Below are 18,765 nucleotides of genomic sequence, written 5' to 3' on the forward strand. Positions count from 1 at the left end.
GCCGGTCGGCGACGGTTTTGCTGTCCGCCACAGAACTGCTGAATAATCAACCGCTAGAGCAATAACTGACCAGCGCGCTTCAGGATCTGAGCCCCTGAACGAGCGGTACTGTCATAATTGTAAATATCTGTACGAAACTGTGGTTGTCCGTCATCAGCAACCCACGCGGTAAGATAGTAAAGGTTCACGGGAACACGCTGGCGGATAGAAACAAATCGGGTATTACCTTCCTTCAGCGCACCGGAAATACGCGTATCGTTCCAGCCGACATCCTGCAATAACAAATTCGCCAAATCGGAAGCGCGATTTACACGTACACAACCAGAACTTAGCGCGCGGATATCTCGCTGGAAGAGACCGTGGTTCGGCGTATCGTGTAAATAGATCGCATCTGAACTTGGCATATTGAATTTATAACGTCCGAGCGAGTTGGTCGGTCCCGGTGCCTGACGGATACGGTATGGGAATGAATCAGCGGACACCATGCTCCAGTTGATCATTGAAGGATCGATGACTTCCGACTCACCGCTCCACCCAGACAGCAACGTATAATTGTGCTTGTAAAGATAGCTGGGGTCCTGCTTCACTTTTGGCACAATGTCCTTGCGTACCAGCGTAGTCGGCACATTCCACGGTGGATTAAGTACCACATTGTTCAATGCGCTGCGCATCAACGGCGTTTTACGATCCGGCCGCCCAACGATAACCCGCGAGGACAGAATTTCATTACCGTTAACATAATAGGCCAGTGAATAGTTAGGGATGTTGACCATGATGCCGTTGTGCATGTCATCGGGCAGCAGCCGCAGTCGCTGGATATTTAACGCCAGCAGTGAAGCGCGCAGCTGAGGCGAAACATTCAGCCATTCGCGGGTACGCAGGCCGATTAAACCATCCGCCTCCAGTCCCTGCCAACGCTGAAAGCGCTTCAGACCATCTACCAGGTCGGGCGTGTAAACATTATCACTGTTTACCGGCACCACCGTGCCCTGCACGTTACCGATGTTATTCGGTGTTTCTGGCTGCACATCGGTGGTAGTGGTGGCGGAAGGACTAACAACAGCGCTGTTGACGGCCTGGTTCTGCCCTGCTGTGACATCCGGCTGCGCATTATCATCGTCATGCACCATTGGTGCATCAACGGCACCGACTACCTCATCGGCAGGCTTAGGCGGCTCATTTTCTGGAGACATCATCCCTGTACGCTGCAGAATATCTCGCAGCGCGGGCACATCGTTGCTGATTTGCCCCGGGCGAAGGGTTTGTCTGTCGGTCAACTGCGGCCAGGGACGGCTATCCGTTAACAGCGTTTTCAGGGCATTGTGCATGCGCGAATACTGCGGATGCTGCGGAACCAGCGAGAGAATAAAACCGTTCAGGCTGCCATGCGTCACCGATTTCTGCCACTGATTGATCACCGACAGCGGAGGGGTTTCCATTTTATACGGCACATTGCTGTACAGCCAGACTTCCCCCTTGCTCGGAACACTTGAGGTGAATTGCAAATAGCCCAGCAGCGCATCAGAAAGCACCACGTCACGTGCCAGCCCGCTGATATTTTTATCGGTCAGCATCTTAACCCACTGGGTAAACTGCGGCTGAACGCCAGAAATGGCCACTTCGGCAAGCTGCTGTTGGAACTGCTGGATTGCCTGACGATCCTGCCACATCGGCTGCATACCGCGATTAGCATAGAGCGGAGCCAACGTTTTTAGATAAAACGGGGAACCGAAGCGCGACATCGCTGCGGTAATGTCAGCCTGACTCTGCGCCACGGTAACACGATGATTAACCGGAGCAGAAACAGGCGGGATTCCTGCCAAAGAGGGAGACACGTATGCCAGCCCAAACATCAGGCTACAGCCGATAACAATGGCCTTAGCGATAGAAGATTTCTGCAGCAACATCCTTGCTCCCTGTATAAGTCAGCAACTAATGCTGAGCGATAGTGAACATCTATTTTAAGTATATAAACAGAAAACGGCATTTGCCTCTTACGTTGCAAATGCCGTTATTGAGAGTAATCCGCTAACAGGGATTTTACCACTTCTACCCGGTAATAATTCTGCGTCAGCCAGCCCCGGTGCTGCTCTCCGTTGCACCTGAATTCGCCGGAATATCAGCGGAGAATCCGCGCAGCCCGACGACGTGCACGTGCTCGGTATTATTAAATACTTTACGCACCAGCTTATAGGTTGTGCCTTTTTCCGGGCTGATATTTTCCGGTGCCGCAATGATAAGCTGCATCTCCAGACGGTCACACAGCTCAAACAGCGTGGCGATCGATTTCGCATCCAGACGCGCTGCTTCATCCAGGAACAGCAGCCGGCACGGCGAAATATCCTTACCGCGAAGTCGGCGTGACTCTTCTTCCCAGCTCTGTACCACCATCACCAGAATCGACATCCCCGTACCGATTGCTTCACCGGTAGAAAGCGCCCCACTCTCTGCACGCAGCCAGCCGTCGGAACCACGGTTAACTTCCACTTCCATCTCAAGATAGTTACGGTAGTCCAGTAGCTCTTCACCGATGGTCTGCGGCGTACGCTGCCCCATATCAATCTGCGGATTCAGGCGCTGGTACAGCTTCGCCAGCGCCTCTGAGAAGGTCAGGCGATTGCTGTTAAACAGATCCTGGTGCTGTTCGTGCTCTTCGGAAAGCACATCCAGCAGCGTTGAGTGCGCTTCACGGACGTTGACGTTCAGCCGCACGCTGTTAACCTGGCCAAAGCTGACCGCCTGAAGTCCCTGGTTCAGTTGACGAATGCGGTTCAGTTCGCGCAGGATCGTTTTGCGAATAATGTTCGACACGCTGCGTGAACTGATCGCCAGCATCTGCTCGCGGGCGGTCAGCTCTTCGGTCAGACGGTTCAGTTCAATCTCCATCTGTTCGATCGCTTCAACCGGATCGTCGGTGCGAATAATATCCTGGCGAATACGCTCACGCAGATGCTGATAGACGGCGATAAAGAACTGGATCTTACGCTCCGGACGTTTCGGATCTTCCGACAGGCGCAGCACATCGCGCAGATGCTCATTATCCGCCACGGCCAGACGCAGCGCACCCAGCGCCTTATCCGACATGGAGCGCAGTTCATCGCCCCCCAGATAAGCCAGCTCACGGCGGTGCAGACGGCGTTCAACGCCGTTATCTTTCACCAGTCTTAGTACCGCTACCCAGCCTGCCTTGGCATTGACCACCTGCTCACGACCCTGATGGTACTCACGCTCAACGCGGCGCAGTTTTTTCTGCAGCGCATCCATCTCGGCTTCACAGAAGGTGATCTGTTTTTCCAGCTGGTTACGGCGCGCACGGTTATTACTCAGTGCGCTGTAGAGTTCATCCCGGCGCAGACGCGCGCGTTCTTCAGCACTGGCATCGGCCTGCACGCCGATATCCTGCATCTCCTGCTGTAGCTCTTTCAGCATGTCGCGCTTGGCGTCATACGAACTTTTCAACGACGCCAGCACCTGAGAATACTGGGTCAGCTGAGTCTGATGCTGTCGAAGCTGCTCACGGGCGCGGGCGCGTTCCCCTTCCGCCTGCTCCAGACGCTGGCGCAGTTTTTCATTCAGATCGCTGGTGCCGTTGAGCATCCCGGCAGAGTCGGTATAGCTGAAGTGGGTGCGGCGCTGAACGACTTCAGTCAGCGCAAAAGCCTGCTGGCGCGCATCACGCTGCTGCTGCTGTGCCTGCTGATAGTCCAGCTTCAGCTGTTCGTGCTGTTCGGGATCGCTTTGCAATACTGAAAGGATCGGCTCCAGCTTAGCCAGATGCGCAGCATGCTGCTGAATGAACCGCGCAGCTTCCTGCGCCTCGTCCAGACGCTCAAGCACTTCGTCGTAACGGTCCTGTAGCGTGTCATCCAGCAGCAGGCTGACACGCGGCAGCAGGCGGTTCAGCTGCGCGACGCCCTCTTTGGCCTGGTCGAACTGCTGGCGCTGCTGCTGATTTTCACTTTCGTGATTGCTCAGCGCCCGTTCAACTTCACTACGCCGGGCGTTAAGCTGGCGCATTTCCGCTTCCGGATCGGATTCAAACGCCACGCCAAGGTGGCTACCGACAAAGCGGCTGAAGGACTGGTGCAGACGCTGCGCTTTTTGCACGTCAAAGGAAAGCGTGGCGAACCGCTCGGCAAGGGTTTCACGCTCGGCGTGTAGCAGCTCAAGCTGATTTTCACGCGCAGCGCGACCAAACAGCGGTACTTTCGGGAAGCGGGAATAACGCCACTGGCGATCGCCGGCTTTCACCACCACCGCTTTTTCAAGTTCCTCAACGTTAAATACGCTGTCATCGAACGACTGTGGATCGCCCTCGATCAGATAGATGTCTTCCGGGCAATCTTCAAGCCCGTCCAGCAGATCGCGGACCAGAGAAAGATCGGGCACCACAATCGCATGACGAGACGGACCATAAAGCGCCGAGAAGTAAGGCGCATCGTCGATGGTCACATCATCATAAATTTCTGACAGCAGCACGCCGCCAAAGCGCTCGGCCAGGGCATTAAGACGGTTATCCTCCGCCCCGCCCGGCTGGCTCAGCCGTTCAATCTGCTGTTCGAGTTCACGCTTACGGGCAGCAACTTCGTCACGCTCAACCGTGGTTTCTCGCTCGCTCTCCAGCAGCTGCTGCATGAACTCGGTTACCTGCTGGCTGCTTTCCAGCGGCTGCCCGGTTTGCTCGCTGAGCTGGGTCAGGATCTCCTGCGCAGCCAGCCACTGTGGAGCCTGGCGGGTCAGGCGCGTAATGCGTTCTCGCAGCTGATCCAGCTCCTGGCGCAGTGCCATGCGGCGCTCGCCGGCATCGGCGACGCTGTCGTTCAGCAGTTCAATCTGCGCTTCCAGTTCGCCGTGAAGCGCCTCAAGTTCATCAGCTTCAACACGGTTGCCGTGGCGTTTACAGAACTCATTCAGCAGACGTTCTGCATCCTGCTGTTCGCGCAGACGCTGCTCCAGCTCGGAAAGACGGGAACGCAGCGGCTGAAGCTGCTCCGCATGATAACGCTGGTTGGCAGCATCACGCAGCATATCGCGCCCGGTCTGCCATGCATCGGCACGGCTAACAGGACCGGCAATTCGCGTAACCAGCTCAAAAGCCTGCTCAAACTGGCTGTGGGCGGCTTGCGCCACGCTCATTTTCTGTTCCAGCTGCAGCAGTTTTTCGGTCGCTTCCTGCTCTTTAGCCTGGAAGGTTTCCTGCCACTCTTCGGCATTTTCCACGCTGAGATCGCCCAGCTGACAAATTTCTTTGGCACGCTGCAACGCCTGGAGCGCCTGCTGATACTGAATAGCGCGGGTCTGCTGTACGTCCAGCGCCTGCTGATAGTCGGCAAGCTGACTTTTCAGCTCGTCCACTTCCAGCTCGGCCGCTTCGCTGCGCGCTTCGTTTACTTCCTGAACTTCCCGCGCTTCCGCCACCACTTCGTTCTGCTCTTCCAGGCGGAAGGTCAGCTCTTCGAGGTCTGCATCATAGCGGTCGATTTTTTCCTGCTGGCGCAGCGCGGTCTGCACCAGATTGAGGTGATCGCTGGCGCCCTGATAGTCGGTTTCGAGATCGCTCTCAGCGCCGTTTTGTTCGGCCAGTTCACGCGCCATTTCAACGTGGCGGAACTGCTCGGCGACCAGCTGTTTACGACTGGTAAACAGCTCGCTGCGCAGCTGAATAGCACCATCAAGATGAATACGCCGCTCGTTGGCGTGCCGCATATAATCTGCGGCAACGTAGCTGGTTGCTTCAGAAATCAGATGCTTAAAGAGATCGCGATCGGACTGGGTCACGCGGATCGCTTCCAGCGTCATGCGGTTTTCACGCAGCGCGGCTTCCATGTCCTGGAATGCCTTACGCACGCCGCTGTTTTCCGGCAGCAGGTAATCGCGCAGCGAGCGGGTGATCGCACTGGAGATACCGCCGTACAGCGAAGCTTCAATCAGGCGATAGTATTTGCTGCGGTCAGCGGCAGAGCGCAGGCGGCGAGCAACAATGCCCAGGTCAAACATCACCGAGTGATAATCGGTGATGGAGTTGTACTGTTTAAACTGTACGCTTTCCATCGCTTCGAACTTGTCTTTCAGTTCGCTGAGCGGCAGCACGCGTGCCTGGCGGGCATTGACCGTTTCGGTCAGGATTTCCGTCGGATTGATTGCCGTTGGCAGGCCATGAATGCTGAACGGTTTGATATCCACCTTACGATCGCGCCCCGCCACCTGCTGCAAGCGCACCCCGACGATCACTCGCTGATGGCGGGAGTTCACCACGTCCAGCGCGGCGTAACACACGCCCGGGCGCAGTTTGCCGTGCAGCCCCTTGTCGCGGGAGCCCGACGTTGCACCGGCTTCCGTGGTGTTACGGAAATGCAGCAGCGTCAAATCGGGGATCAGCGCGGTAACGAAGGCCGCCATGGTGGTCGATTTACCGGCACCGTTACCGCCGGAAAGCGTGGTGACCAGTTCATCAAGGTCAAAGGTACGCGCAAAAAAACCGTTCCAGTTAATCAGCGTCAGTGAGCGAAATTTGCCACGTTCAATCATTTATTCTTCCTCTCCGCTTTCCTGCGCGCTGTGGTCTGCTTCACCGTCATCATTTTCATCGTTCAGCGCCAGTCCGCCATCCAGCTGCATCGCCTCACCGTCGCGGATCATCCGCAGCTGCGCATCGCGGGCGTCATCGCCGCTGCGCACATCGGCACCGAAGCGAAATACCGACTCGGTAATGCGGAACTTGCTGCTGTCATTGCCCATAAACCAGACCATGCCCAGACGGCGCAGGCGGTTCAGTGACGCACGCATTTTTTCCTGCAGCTTCTGCCGGTCAAGGTCAGAGCCCGTTGAGCGCTGGTTCACCAGCTTCAGCAGCTTGCCTTCATCCGCTAACGACATCAGCTCATCGTGCAGTTCCTGCTGGCTAAAGATCCCTTCATTCGCCAGGCGTTCCGGGCTGAGATAGAGGTAGCAGAGAATTTTTCCGACCATCATGTCCAGCTCGGACAGGACCGAGCGCGGGATCAGCGTTGTGGAGCGCGGACGAAGGTAGAAAAAACCTTCCGGTGCGCGGATCAGTTCAACGTTATAGCGCGAGTAAAACTCTTCCAGAAACTCCTGATAATCCATCAGGAAAGCGTGATTATCTAACTCTTCAATACCAATATGACGGCCTGCGCGCAACTGACTGTCCAGCGCTGGAAAAATCGGGTTAGCCAGTGCCTGCGCCAGTTTAACCGGCATCACTTGTTCAATATTTGTCGATGACATGTGCCTGCACCTTGGCTCCGTAATCATTAATGGCCTGCCACTCAGCGGACAGACCGGAGAAATCTGCTTCGGCCACGCCTAAGCGCACGGCCTGGTCGACAACAATACGCGCGACGTCAAAATGACGCACTCTCGGGTACTGTGCCAGGTAATCACGCATCACCGCGCCCAAATCCAGCGGCCGCTTCTGCGCTTTATAAATTGCCAGCGCCTCTTCAATCATCGCGGCAAGCTGCTCGCGAATTTCATTAAACTCTTCGTATTCCAGTTCGGACGGCAATTCACCGGTCACCTCTTCATTACGCAACGTCAGTTCTTCATCGCGCATGTCGTACAGGCGATCGGCATTGGCGTAGGTGAGTGCCCACGGCATATCGAAATAGTTCTGCACCGAGACGCGAAGTCGCTGCGCAAAGACGCGATTTTTATCCATATCGATCGCGGTACGAATAAATTTATGCACGTGGCGATCGTAGCCAATCCACAGGTCGATAGCCTGCTGGCCCCAGCTGATAATGCGGTCGAGTTTGTTTTGCAGATCGAAGACCAGCTTGTCAATAAAGCCGAGGTCCGGACTGTTCATAATTGAGTCCTGAATCCGCAACAGATTTGCCTGCAGCTTATCCCCCGCCGCTTCCAGCGTATCCTGCAGTTCGCGCAGCGTACCGGACGTTTCATTCAGCAGAAGCTCACAGCTGGAAATCGCCGCGCGCCAGTCTTTATTCAGCAGTTGAGAAATATCATCTTTTACCGCCTGCTGCTGCTCATCCATAATGCGCTGAGTAATATCGATACTGTCGAATATTTCAGCGACCGAATACTTTAACGGGGCGAAAACATTGCGGTGCCAGTGATACTCATCGCCGTCTTCCTGGGCGGCATCGGCAGCCTGCTTTAATTCACCCGCCACAATAGAGAGCTGCATAGACAGCCGCAGCGTTGAGAATTCACGCTGGCGGATATAGTAATCGGTGATGCCAATCGCCAACGGAGTCAGGCGATAAATAGCATTCCCTTCGGAAAATTCGCTGGTAAAGCGATTGAGAAGGCGCTGACGAACCATGTCATTAATGGCATTGTTAGCACGTACCAGAACGGTTTCACTGGTCTGCTCAAATCCGTCGCTGACGTGGCGAAAAGCATCTATCAATTCGCCTTCGCTCATTTCGCCATCCATGCGCTCGCCGTTTAAAGCCGCAACGGCCAGCAAAAATGCCAGACGTTCGGTTGGCAAAGAGACGGAAAAATCATTTTTTCGCGCCCAGGCCACCAGTTCAGGTACAGTCTGGGAAAATTCACTCATAACTCGTCCTTTTGAATGGGTTTCCGCGCTGTGACGTGGATGTAACGCCCTAAACTTAAAAATGGCTCCTGGTGGCAGTACTGCTTCTCCAGCGCCAGAACCTCATCAAATCGTTCACTCTGCTTATTCTTGTCACGCAGATAGTCGTGGAATACCCGAATGCCGGTTTTGTTTTCAATTGTGAAACCGCACTCCTGCAACCAGCCATAAACCTGCTGCGGATCGCGCGGGTAGTCGGGGGACAGCGTCTTACGTTTGCGCTTCCCTAATCCCGCTTGTAAATAGCCAAAGTTCCCCAGCACCATGGTCTGCATAGTAAGACCATTGATGTTATAGAACATTAGCGACAATACGCCACCCGGTTTGAGTACATCATAAAGCGCGCGCAGCGCCTGCTGCGGTTCTGCCACCCATTCGAGTACAGCGTGAAACAATACCAGATCAACGGGCTTATCCAAATATTGGCCTGCCTGCTGAGCGCTGATTTGTTTAAATTGCATGTTGTCGCTCACACCTTTTTCTTCGGCGAGGCGACGTGCACGGCTGAGCATTTCCGCTGAAAGATCGCATAAAACAACGTTATGCCCCCGCGCGGCAATTCCGCAGCCCGTTTGCCCTTCTCCGCCACCCGCGTCCAAAACGGACAGTGGAGCAGCGGGTAACGTTGTCAGCAGCGCATCAAGCTCCTGCCAGAGAATGGCCTGGCGAATACGGCCTTTAGTCGTACCGTAAATATTTTTGGAGAATTTTTCTGCGATATCATCGAAGTTGCGATCCTGCATGCTGACGGCTCCGGCTTTCAGGGGTGATTCAGACGCTCATTTTCGCATACACTGGCAGATAATAAACCTTTCAGTCATCACGCGGCTTCCGGGTGATGTTTTTTCGGACAAAAGGAACCTGTTTTCATGCTTTTTACCTTAAAAAAAGTCATCGGCGGGCTGCTGCTTCCTTTGCCAGTGCTGTTGATACTCATGGCTGTGGGGATTTTGCTGCTCTGGTTCAGTCGCTGGCAGAAAAGTGGCAAAACGCTTATCTCCGCTGCATGGCTGCTGCTGCTGCTGCTGGGTCTGCAACCGGTGGCCGACAGCCTGCTGAGGCCGCTGGAAAACCGCTGGCCCACCTGGAAAAATCAGCACCCGGTGGATTATGTTGTCGTCCTCGGTGGCGGCTATACCTGGAACCCGGAGTGGGCCCCCAGCTCCAACATGATTAATAACAGTCTGCCGCGCCTGACGGAAGGCATCCGCATCTGGCAGGCCAATCCGGGATCAAAGATGATCTTCACCGGCGCGGCGGCCAGGACCAATCCGCTAAGCACGGCTGAGGTTGGTTCACGTGTGGCACAGTCGCTGGGTGTGCCTGCGGAAGCGATCATCACCCTCGATAAACCCCGTGATACCGAGGAAGAAGCACAGGAAGTGGCAAAAATTGTTGGCAAAAAGTCTTTCGCACTGGTGACTTCAGCCAGCCATCTGCCCCGGGCGATGGTTTTCTTCCAGCGTCAGGGGTTACAGCCATGGCCCGCACCGGCCAACCAGATGGCTATCGACTCTCCTATAAGCTACTGGGATAAATATACCCCGTCAGCTTTATGGCTGGGGCACAGCGAACGCGCAGCATATGAGTGGATCGGGCGTCTCTGGCAGGCAATAAAGCCTGAAGAAGCCGCGTCAACGCAGCCAGGGAAGGAGTGATGTCGCTGCAATATCAAAGCGCTGGCGGTCAAACTGAGCGTTAAAAATCAGCCGCTGCATCTCTTCCCAGAGGATATACAGCCAGCGACGTGCAACAAACTCTTCAGCTACCGGTGCCCGTTGCAGGTAGCAGGCCAGTAGTTCTTCACCCGTTGTACTACCGCACAGGGGGTGAAGATCGAACTCACGCGGGGCCCACAGCACGTTACCCGGGCTGACAAGCGCCAGTAGCTGGTCTCCCCGGGCATCTTTCAGGATACTGCTGAGCGCCAGATTACCGTGGACCAGTACGCAGGGATCGTCAAAACCGTGAAACAGAGCGGCAAGGTGCTCGCGGCTGCGATACAGAATTTGCCGATCCTCCTGCGTCAGCTGCGGCGGTTTCAGATAGCTGAGCGTCGCCCATATCACTTCCACCCGCTGCTTATACCAGGCTGGCCACGTGTTTCTCTGGGTGCTGTCCACCGTGCCCACCAGCCCGTGGCTATCGGTTTTATGCCAGCTGAGCAGCCCTTCAACGATTTGCTGCTGTAGCTGCTGCCAGCGAGTATAGGTACGGGAGGGTGCCTCAACCGACACGCCGCCCATCCGCTCAATCAGCAAAACCTCATGCAGCGGCGTCTGCTGGCTGATCACCAGGCCATAGATTGCCGGAACGCGCACCTTTCCTTCACGCGCCAGTAACGACAACTTGTGCGCTTCCTGTGCAGCGATGCCCTTAATGCGGAAATACTTGGCGACCATCGGCAGCGAATAGCCGTTATCGTCATAAAGCGTGTAGAGGCTGGCATCCGGCTGGCGTTTAATACATTCAACGCGGCTGACCGCTTCGCCCAGTACCAGTGCCAGTTCGTTTCGAAGTTGTTCCATCTCTCCTCCTGTCAGGTCAGAGGGCCATACCCTGTGGACAATGCGGGTATCTATGATGGCGCTGAGGCGGGGAATTTACCCCGTGCGGGATCAATTTCAGCGAAGAATAAGGGGGCCAGATAACCGGCCCCGCAGACATTACTGCATCGCTTCGCGGACGCGAAGTAAATCCTCTGGCGTGTCAACACCTACGCTGGGAATCGCTTTTGCGACATCAACGTGGATTTTCTCGCCGTACCACAGCACGCGCAGCTGCTCCAGCAGCTCGATCTGCTCCAGCGGGCTGGCTTCCCAGCTGACATAGCGACGGATAAACCCGGCACGATAACCGTAGATACCGATATGGCGCAGGAAGGTATCGCCAATCTCATCACGTGAAGAGCTGAACCGCTCGCGATCCCACGGAATGGTGGCCCGCGAGAAATAGAGCGCGTAACCGTTGGCATCGCGCACCACTTTTACCGCGTTCGGGTTAAACGCCTCTTCAGCAGAGGTGATCGGGACGGCCAGCGTCGCCATGCCTGCCGTGCTTTGAGCCAGATTGTCCGCAACCTGGCGAATAATCACCGGTGGGATCATCGGCTCATCACCCTGCACGTTGACGATAACCGCATCGTCCGGGAAGTTATACTTCTCAATCACTTCCGCCAGGCGTTCCGTGCCGGACTGATGATCGGGACGCGTCATGCAGACTTCCCCGCCAGCAGCCTCAACCGCTCGGGCCACATCCGCGTTATCGGTCGCCACAATAACCCGTTCGGCGCCGGACTCAAGCGCGCGCTCCATGACGTGGACAACCATCGGCTTACCGTGGATATCAACCAGCGGCTTACCCGGCAGACGAGTGGAAGCGAAACGGGCAGGAATAATGGCGATAAAACTCATGGATGAGTCTCTTCCAGCGTCAGAGAGCGGGCTTCCACTTCCAGCAAAACAGGAATGCCGTCACGAACCGGATAGGCCAGACCGTCAGGCTTACAAATCAGCTCCTGCTGGTCTTTATTAAAGTACAGCTTGCCGTGACAAACAGGACAAGCGACGATTTCGAGTAAACGATGATCCATGGTTCCTCCGTAATGGACCCGGAATTACAGTAGGTAAAGAATACCATAGCTGCCGCCGGTGCTGTTGCTAACTTCGGGATTAATCGCTATCTGGCCCTGTGGACCAGACGGCGGGCAAGCGATGCGCTAACTCCGATGGCAGCGCGTCCAGCCTGACATATTCCGCGCCCTGCCAGCGGGCAAAGTTGGTCAGCGCACGCGGTAAATCATCCAGAAGCTGCTGACTGATTCGCGTACCCGGTTCCAGCCACAGTTCCCGGATCTGCAAAACGCGCTCTTTGCGCAGCATACGGGCATCCAGCCGCCCCTTTAAGGCACCACGGTGCAAAATCGGCAGCACAAAATAGCCGTACTGGCGTTTGGCTTCGGGGGTATAGCATTCAAGGCGATAGTCGAAATTAAACAGCTCCGAAGCTCGCTTACGATGCCAGACCAGCGGATCAAACGGAGAGAGTATTGCAGTGTGCGTTGCTGTCTGCGGGTTTTCCAACTGCGAATAGCGAGTATGGTGAACGTACAGCTCACCGAGTTTTTCCACCCGCACCGCGCGAACCAGCCCCTGTTCCAGCCGCTGTGCCAGATAAGATGCTACCGGCGCACGCTTCAGTCGATAGTAATCGGCCAGCCACGACGGATGGAAAATACCGAGACTGGCCGCACTGCGTTCCAGCATCTGCTGCACCGCATCTTCTTCGCTCAGCGCGTGCAGCCGGTCATCCCACTGCGGCATTATTTTCTGGCGCAGATCGTACACCCGCTGGAAGTTTCGCCGTTCGGTCACCATTAATTCCCCGGCGCTGAACAGATTCTCCAGATGGCGTTTGTGTGGTTTCCACGACCACCAGCCCGGTATCTGACCCGGCGGAGCATCGAAGTCAGCGGATCGGACCGGTCCCCGTTCGCGGATATGCTCGAGCAGTCCGGTTATCTCCTGATGATGCTGATCCATCCAGGCCTGATTGTATTTCCAGCCGAGCGCCGTGGGGTTCAACATGCGGTGGCGCAGCAGAGGATAATCCTCAATGGGAATAAAACAGGCCTCATGTGCCCAGTATTCAAACAGCTGTTTCTGAGCCAGCGCCTGCTCCAGCCACTCAGGGGGATAACCACCAAGGCGGCTGAACAACACCAGATAGGGGCTGCGAGCCACTACATGAATGGTATCGATTTGCAGTAAAGACATTTGCCGGATGCTGGCAAGCAGATCGTCGAAAAGGGCTTTCCGACGCAGTGGCCGTAATAATCCCTGTGCCGCCAACTGAAGCTGACGGGCATGGTTCAAAGAAAGATCTGAGGAGATCATGGCGCGCTCCGTCAACGAACAGGTTAGTTAAGCGCTGACCGGCAGAACAGAGATCGACCGTTAGCCGTTGCTCAGCGCCAGAATACGAGCCAGTAGCGCATCGGCATCTTGCACAACGGCGTCCACCGGTAAATACCACCAGTCTGGACAGGCAAATGCCCGGGCTTTCACCGCATCCTTTTCGGTCATCAGCAGCGTTTGCCCGGATTCAACTAAAGCGCCAAGCTCCTCGGCGCTATAATTCTGATGATCGGCAAAAGCGACCTCTTTTACCGGAGAAATACCCAGATTACGTAGCGTATTGAAGAATCGCGGGGGATGACCGATACCCGCCATCGCAATGACGTTATTCAGCGTTAACGCATCACGTTCAGCGCCCGAGGACAGGTTAATCGCCTTACCGGGCACCAGCTGCATCGCCAGTTCACCCGGCTGCGTCACGCCGCCGTTATTGATCACCGCAGAGACGTGTTTTAGCCGACCGGCACGCTCACGCATCGGACCCGCCGGTAACCACCAGCCGTTGCCAAAACGCCGCTCGCCATCCACAACCACAATTTCAATATCACGTGCCAGCGCGTAATGCTGCAATCCGTCATCTGTAACGATAATGTCTATCGGTCCGGCTGCAAGCAGGGCCTCAACGGCTTCCCGGCGGCTGGGTGATACTGCCACGGCAGCACCGGTACGCTGATAAATCAGCACCGGCTCATCACCCGCTTCAGCCGTACTGGTTTCCACATCCAACACCAGGGGATAGCGCGCAGCCTTGCCGCCATAGCCGCGTGAGACCACGCCAACCCGCAAACCCTGCTGCTGCAAGGCCTGTACCAGCCAGATAACCACCGGAGTTTTACCATTGCCACCGGCGGTGAGGTTACCCACCACCACCACAGGAACCGGAGCACGCCACGCTTTGCGCCAGCCCCAAACGTAGCTCAACCGCAACAAATTGCTGATGAGTCCGTAGAGCAGGCTTAGCGGCAACAGCAGCACGTACACCGCAGAGCGGCCGCTCCAGATACGCTCAATCATTGACCAAACTGCATCTTATGTAGCTGGGCATAGGCACCACGTTCAGCCAGCAGCGTTTCATGGCTGCCCCGCTCAACAATCTGCCCGTCTTCCACCACCACAATTTCATCGGCTTTTTCGATAGTCGACAGACGGTGAGCAATGACCAGCGAAGTGCGGTTTTTCTGCAGTTCATCCAGCGCAGCCTGAATCGCGCGCTCGGATTCCGTATCCAGCGCCGATGTGGCCTCGTCCAGTATCAGTACCGGGCAGTCCCGCAGCAGTGCGCGGGCAATGGCGATACGCTGACGCTGGCCGCCGGAAAGCAGCACGCCGTTTTCACCAATGACGGTGTCAAGACCATGTTCCATTTTGCCGATAAAGTCCATCGCATGGGCCATGATCGCCGCCTTCTCAATATCTTCACGGCTGTACTGCTCGCTGCGCGCATAGGCGATATTGTTGGCGATAGTGTCGTTAAACAGGTGCACATTCTGAGAAACCAGCCCCACCTGATTACGCAGCGACGACAGGGTATATTCGCGCAGCTCGTGGCCATCCATCAGAATTTCACCCTGCTGAATATCGTAGAAGCGCGTCAGCAGGCTGGCGATAGTGGACTTGCCTGAGCCTGAGCGCCCGACCAGTGCAACCGTTTTTCCCGCCGGAATATTGAGATTAATATTCTTCAGCGCAGGGATTTCACGGCCTGGATAAGCGAAGGTCACATTTCGGAACTCGATATCCCCCTTCACGCGATCGACGGTACGGGTGCCTTTATCATTTTCCTGCTCGCTGTCCAGAATCGAGAACAGCGTCTGGCAGGCAGCCATACCGCGCTGGAACTGGGCGTTAACGTTGGTCAGTGATTTCAACGGACGCATCAGCGCAATCATCGATGAGAACACAACGGTAATCGTACCGGCGGTCAGCGTTTCCATCACGCTTGGGAAGCTTGCCGCATACAGTACAAATGCCAGCGCCAGCGAAGCAATCAGCTGAATAATGGGGTCAGAGATGGATGAAGCTGAAACCAGCTTCATCCCCTGCTGGCGCATACGGTTGCTGACGCGGTCGAAACGCTCGCTTTCGATCTGCTGACCGCCAAAGATCAGCACTTCTTTGTGTCCTTTCAGCATCTGCTCGGCGCTGGTGGTCACCTGCCCCATGGTGTTCTGCATGTTCTTGCTGATATTACGGAAGCGTTTTGACACGCTGCGAATAGCAAAGGATACAATCGGTGCCAGAACAATCAGGATCAACGACAGCTGCCAGCTGTAGTAGAACATCATGATAAACAGGCCGATGATCGAGGCCCCTTCACGTACAACCGTCACCAGCGCGCTGGAAGACGAAGACGCAACCTGCTCAGAGTCATAGGTAATACGCGAAAGCAGAGTTCCGGTCGACTGCTGATCGAAAAACGAGACCGGCATTCCCATCATATGGCTGAACAGCCTGCGGCGCATGCCCATGACCACATTACCGGACACCCAGGATATACAGTAGCTTGAGACATAGCTGGTAATACCACGAATCAGCATCAGACCGATAACGGCCAGCGGCATCCATATCAGAACAGAACTATCCGCCTTGCCAAAACCATCATCGAGTAAAGGCTTCAGCAGTGACAGCATAAGCGTATCGCCCGCCGCGTTAAGGATCAGCGCGACTGCGGCCACAAATAATCCCGCCTTGTAAGGCACAATCATTGGCCAGAGACGACGAAATGTCTGCCAGGTTGAGAGATCTTTATCCAGATGCATTATTTAACCAGCTTTAGTTGAAATAGCCGCTCATTCTACCTGGATTCCCTGGGTACGCCAAACCACTGATGATACCAACGGTTCATTATTTGTTCTCTTAACCCCAAAAGATGCCAGTTATCAACGAAAAAGCGCGCGCTAATCTGCCCGGAAAGTGCGGTGTCGCGCCAGATGATCCGATTTTCATCATAGCGCATAATTATTTTCGATGCGGGTAACCGCCAGGCGCTGTAACGTGCAGCAGAGGCAATGGCGGCCTTCGGCGCTACCGCACGCAGCAGCGGCGGGGTTGATGAGGTACGGCTGCCGTGATGCGGAACCTGCAACAGATCGGCACTCAGCGCGGCGCGCTGTTCGGCAACGAGCTGCAGCTCTGCCTCGCGCTCAATATCCCCGGTCAGCAGCACGCGCCATCGCCCGTCGCTAACCATCACCACGCAGGACTGATTATTACCTTCACCGGGCATATTTTCTGGCGGCCACAGCGCCTGAAACGTCAACCCCTGCCAGCGCCAGCCTGCATCGCGATGACAGGGTAAATGACCCGGGCGCTTTAAAGCGCTTCGCACCCGGGCATCGGGATATGCAGACTGTATGCTCGGCAATCCGCCAATGTGGTCAAGATGCGCGTGGCTGATAACCACGTCGGTCAGCGTTAACCCCTGCCATTCCAGCCAGGGAATGATCTGACTGTGGGCGACATCCCCTCCTGGCCAGCGATTGCCGGTATCATATAAAACTGCCTTGCCATGTTGTGAAATCACCACGGCTAACCCGTGACCAACGTCCAGCATATCCACCCGCCACTCGGGTTTAGCGCTAAAATTACGCCAGCTCAGCAACAGCAACGTGCACGCCACCAGAGTGAATGGAGAGCTACGCCACCAGCCAAAGCGAAACGCGAGCAGCAGAAGCCAACACGCCAGCGAACCGGCGGCGAATGTGCTTTCCAGAGGAAACCAGCCGTTCGGTAACTGCTGCAACGGGAAAAAAACCAGTGCCAGTGAGCGATCGGCCAGCCACCATATAAAAGGGCCGACCAACGGCAGGAAGTTTACCAACAGCGATGTCAGTATCAGCGGTACGGTAACCAGAGATATCAACGGCACGGCCCACAGATTAGCCACTAGCGCACTCAGGCTAAAACCATGGAAAATAAATACCTGTAGCGGCATTAACAGCAGCAGCATGCCCAATTGCAAATGCAGCAGTCGGAGTGGCAGCCAACGCTTCCTCCTGCGGAAACGGATAGGAAGTGCGAAGCCTTGATACCATATCAGCAGCCCCGCAACGGCCAGCGCCGACATCCACAAGCTGTCTGACAGAATACTGAGCGGTTCCAGAAACAGGATAAGTGCAATACAAAATAGCCATACCTGCCAGCTGCTACAGTTAATCCCCTTCAACCTTAATGTGCTCCACATCAGTAATGCCAGCATCGCGCGCATCGCTGGTGGATTGCTGCCGGAGAGCCAGCAGTAGATCAGTGCCACCAGCAAACTGCAGTACAAAGGAAAGCGATAGTTAATCATCCATGCAGGGAAAAAGAACTGAATGAGTCTGGCAACCAACCAGCCAAATCCTGCAGCCAGTCCAATCTGCATCCCGGCAATTGCCATCAGATGTGCCGTACCCGTTTCTCTTAGCAGCTGGGTAATTTCACGCTTAACCTCTGAACGGTCGCCAAATGCCAGCGCGGAAATCAGTGCCTGCCAGGGTAAATGACCATAGTTTTGCCGGGTAGAATTCATGATAGCGCCACGCCAGCTACACCGGGGCTGCCGAACTTCCGCACTAATTACTCGCCCTGTAAGCGGCATGCTGTTGGCCAGAGTAAATCGCTGCCGATCGAACCCTCCCTCATTTAGCTGGGCATGAAGAGGACGAAGCGCCAGGGTCATATCCCATCGCTGCCCCTGGCAGAAAGTCTTTTCGTCGCCAGGTAATCGCAAGGAAGCATAAATCGGAGGAAATAGTAGCCGGCCATCCTGACGAAACAGACGCACTCTGGCGCGTTCAGCACCGGGCAGGACAGTGTCAATTTGCACCTCTGCCCGCACAATCCCCTGCGTAAGCCAGTCAATCTGCTCCTGAAGAGATCGGGCGGTATTCAACGGCCAGAGAGAGAACAGCAGAACCATTGCAGTGAAAATAGCAACGCGTTGTGAACAGCGCATAAGTAAAAATGAGAGTACGATCGCAGCGATATCGTACCCATATCCGGGTAAACGGGGTATGACCGTGAGCGGCAAAGTGCCGATAATAAGACTGCCAGCCAGCTGTGTTGCCGTTATGCGCATGTTTCCTCCCTGATAGCAGGTCAAAGTGTGACATGCAGGTGAGAGACAGGCATTAGCGTCGGTTCAGAGCTAAGAGACGTGCCGAAAATTCTTTCTGTTTTACAGCAACAGGAAGGGATTATTGTGCGTCGGGTTCAGATTCTACAATGCGGCCTGTTATCGTATCGCGGCCGAATCACCGTATATGAGCAAAAAAAAAC

General features: G+C 55.3%; 13 protein-coding genes. 1 reads left to right on the plus strand and 12 read right to left on the minus strand.

The genetic code is table 11. The features are described from left to right. Nucleotides 1–53 precede the first annotated feature (53 nt). The 5 genes from ldtD to cmoM all read right to left on the minus strand — a co-directional run bounded on the left by ldtD (nt 54) and on the right by cmoM (nt 9,333). On the minus strand, nt 54–1,907 hold the full coding sequence (ldtD, locus tag OMR58_RS09265; RefSeq protein WP_105593431.1) for a L,D-transpeptidase: 1,854 nt from the start codon (nt 1,905–1,907) through the stop codon (nt 54–56). Between the two features lie 163 nt (nt 1,908–2,070). Continuing rightward, entirely contained in the window at nt 2,071–6,528 is a 4,458-nt protein-coding gene (gene mukB, locus OMR58_RS09270) for a chromosome partition protein MukB (protein ID WP_264545763.1), read from the minus strand. After that, nucleotides 6,529–7,248: a chromosome partition protein MukE gene (gene mukE / locus OMR58_RS09275; protein ID WP_105593433.1), complete on the minus strand. Its 720-nt coding sequence runs from the start codon at nt 7,246–7,248 to the stop codon at nt 6,529–6,531. It abuts the gene before it with no gap. Beyond that, a complete protein-coding gene (gene mukF / locus OMR58_RS09280; protein ID WP_264545764.1) occupies nt 7,229–8,551 on the minus strand; it encodes a chromosome partition protein MukF in 1,323 nt (440 codons plus the stop codon). The genes mukE and mukF overlap by 20 nt, the downstream gene beginning before the upstream one ends. Next, nucleotides 8,548–9,333, minus strand: a complete 786-nt coding sequence (gene cmoM / locus OMR58_RS09285) for a tRNA uridine 5-oxyacetic acid(34) methyltransferase CmoM (RefSeq protein WP_200545785.1) — start codon at nt 9,331–9,333, stop codon at nt 8,548–8,550. The genes mukF and cmoM overlap by 4 nt, the downstream gene beginning before the upstream one ends. 126 nt (nt 9,334–9,459) lie before the next feature. On the opposite strand from cmoM, the gene elyC reads away from it, so the two are divergent. Continuing rightward, nucleotides 9,460–10,248, plus strand: a complete 789-nt coding sequence (gene elyC, locus OMR58_RS09290; RefSeq protein WP_200561432.1) for an envelope biogenesis factor ElyC — start codon at nt 9,460–9,462, stop codon at nt 10,246–10,248. Here the strand turns inward: elyC and OMR58_RS09295 are convergent. From OMR58_RS09295 to OMR58_RS09325, 7 genes are all read right to left on the minus strand, one after another. Further along, a complete protein-coding gene (locus OMR58_RS09295; RefSeq protein WP_264545765.1) occupies nt 10,225–11,118 on the minus strand; it encodes a YcbJ family phosphotransferase in 894 nt (297 codons plus the stop codon). The two genes, elyC and OMR58_RS09295, sit on opposite strands and share 24 nt — an antisense overlap. A gap of 138 nt (nt 11,119–11,256) precedes the next feature. After that, nucleotides 11,257–12,003, minus strand: a complete 747-nt coding sequence (gene kdsB / locus OMR58_RS09300) for a 3-deoxy-manno-octulosonate cytidylyltransferase (RefSeq protein WP_264545766.1) — start codon at nt 12,001–12,003, stop codon at nt 11,257–11,259. After that, entirely contained in the window at nt 12,000–12,182 is a 183-nt protein-coding gene (locus OMR58_RS09305; protein WP_105593439.1) for a Trm112 family protein, read from the minus strand. Before OMR58_RS09305 ends, kdsB begins: the two co-directional genes overlap by 4 nt. Before the next feature lie 79 nt (nt 12,183–12,261). Next, nucleotides 12,262–13,485, minus strand: coding sequence for a winged helix-turn-helix domain-containing protein (locus OMR58_RS09310; RefSeq protein WP_264545767.1), 1,224 nt, complete (start codon nt 13,483–13,485; stop codon nt 12,262–12,264). Nucleotides 13,486–13,545: 60 nt separating this feature from the next. Further along, the gene (gene lpxK / locus OMR58_RS09315; RefSeq protein ID WP_264545768.1) at nt 13,546–14,520 is read right to left on the minus strand and encodes a tetraacyldisaccharide 4'-kinase; all 975 of its coding nucleotides are present in this window, start codon (nt 14,518–14,520) and stop codon (nt 13,546–13,548) included. Continuing rightward, nucleotides 14,517–16,265 carry a lipid A ABC transporter ATP-binding protein/permease MsbA gene (gene msbA, locus OMR58_RS09320; RefSeq protein ID WP_264545769.1) on the minus strand — a complete coding sequence of 583 codons (1,749 nt, stop codon included), beginning with the start codon at nt 16,263–16,265 and terminating at the stop codon, nt 14,517–14,519. The genes lpxK and msbA overlap by 4 nt, the downstream gene beginning before the upstream one ends. Nucleotides 16,266–16,300: 35 nt before the next feature. Further along, nucleotides 16,301–18,565, minus strand: coding sequence for a ComEC family protein (locus OMR58_RS09325; protein ID WP_264545770.1), 2,265 nt, complete (start codon nt 18,563–18,565; stop codon nt 16,301–16,303). Nucleotides 18,566–18,765 lie beyond the last annotated feature (200 nt).

The sequence above is a fragment of the Erwinia sp. INIA01 genome (genome assembly GCF_025947915.1).
Taxonomy (GTDB): domain Bacteria; phylum Pseudomonadota; class Gammaproteobacteria; order Enterobacterales; family Enterobacteriaceae; genus Erwinia; species Erwinia coffeiphila.

Coding starts and splice junctions, on each gene's coding strand:
- OMR58_RS09295 (WP_264545765.1), bottom strand. CDS start 11,118: ATGGAACAACTTCGAAACGAACTGGCACTGGTACTGGGCGAAGCGGTC.
- mukE (WP_105593433.1), bottom strand. CDS start 7,248: ATGTCATCGACAAATATTGAACAAGTGATGCCGGTTAAACTGGCGCAG.
- cmoM (WP_200545785.1), bottom strand. CDS start 9,333: ATGCAGGATCGCAACTTCGATGATATCGCAGAAAAATTCTCCAAAAAT.
- OMR58_RS09325 (WP_264545770.1), bottom strand. CDS start 18,565: ATGCGCATAACGGCAACACAGCTGGCTGGCAGTCTTATTATCGGCACT.
- OMR58_RS09310 (WP_264545767.1), bottom strand. CDS start 13,485: ATGATCTCCTCAGATCTTTCTTTGAACCATGCCCGTCAGCTTCAGTTG.
- elyC (WP_200561432.1), top strand. CDS start 9,460: ATGCTTTTTACCTTAAAAAAAGTCATCGGCGGGCTGCTGCTTCCTTTG.
- mukB (WP_264545763.1), bottom strand. CDS start 6,528: ATGATTGAACGTGGCAAATTTCGCTCACTGACGCTGATTAACTGGAAC.
- kdsB (WP_264545766.1), bottom strand. CDS start 12,003: ATGAGTTTTATCGCCATTATTCCTGCCCGTTTCGCTTCCACTCGTCTG.
- mukF (WP_264545764.1), bottom strand. CDS start 8,551: ATGAGTGAATTTTCCCAGACTGTACCTGAACTGGTGGCCTGGGCGCGA.
- msbA (WP_264545769.1), bottom strand. CDS start 16,265: ATGCATCTGGATAAAGATCTCTCAACCTGGCAGACATTTCGTCGTCTC.
- ldtD (WP_105593431.1), bottom strand. CDS start 1,907: ATGTTGCTGCAGAAATCTTCTATCGCTAAGGCCATTGTTATCGGCTGT.
- lpxK (WP_264545768.1), bottom strand. CDS start 14,520: ATGATTGAGCGTATCTGGAGCGGCCGCTCTGCGGTGTACGTGCTGCTG.
- OMR58_RS09305 (WP_105593439.1), bottom strand. CDS start 12,182: ATGGATCATCGTTTACTCGAAATCGTCGCTTGTCCTGTTTGTCACGGC.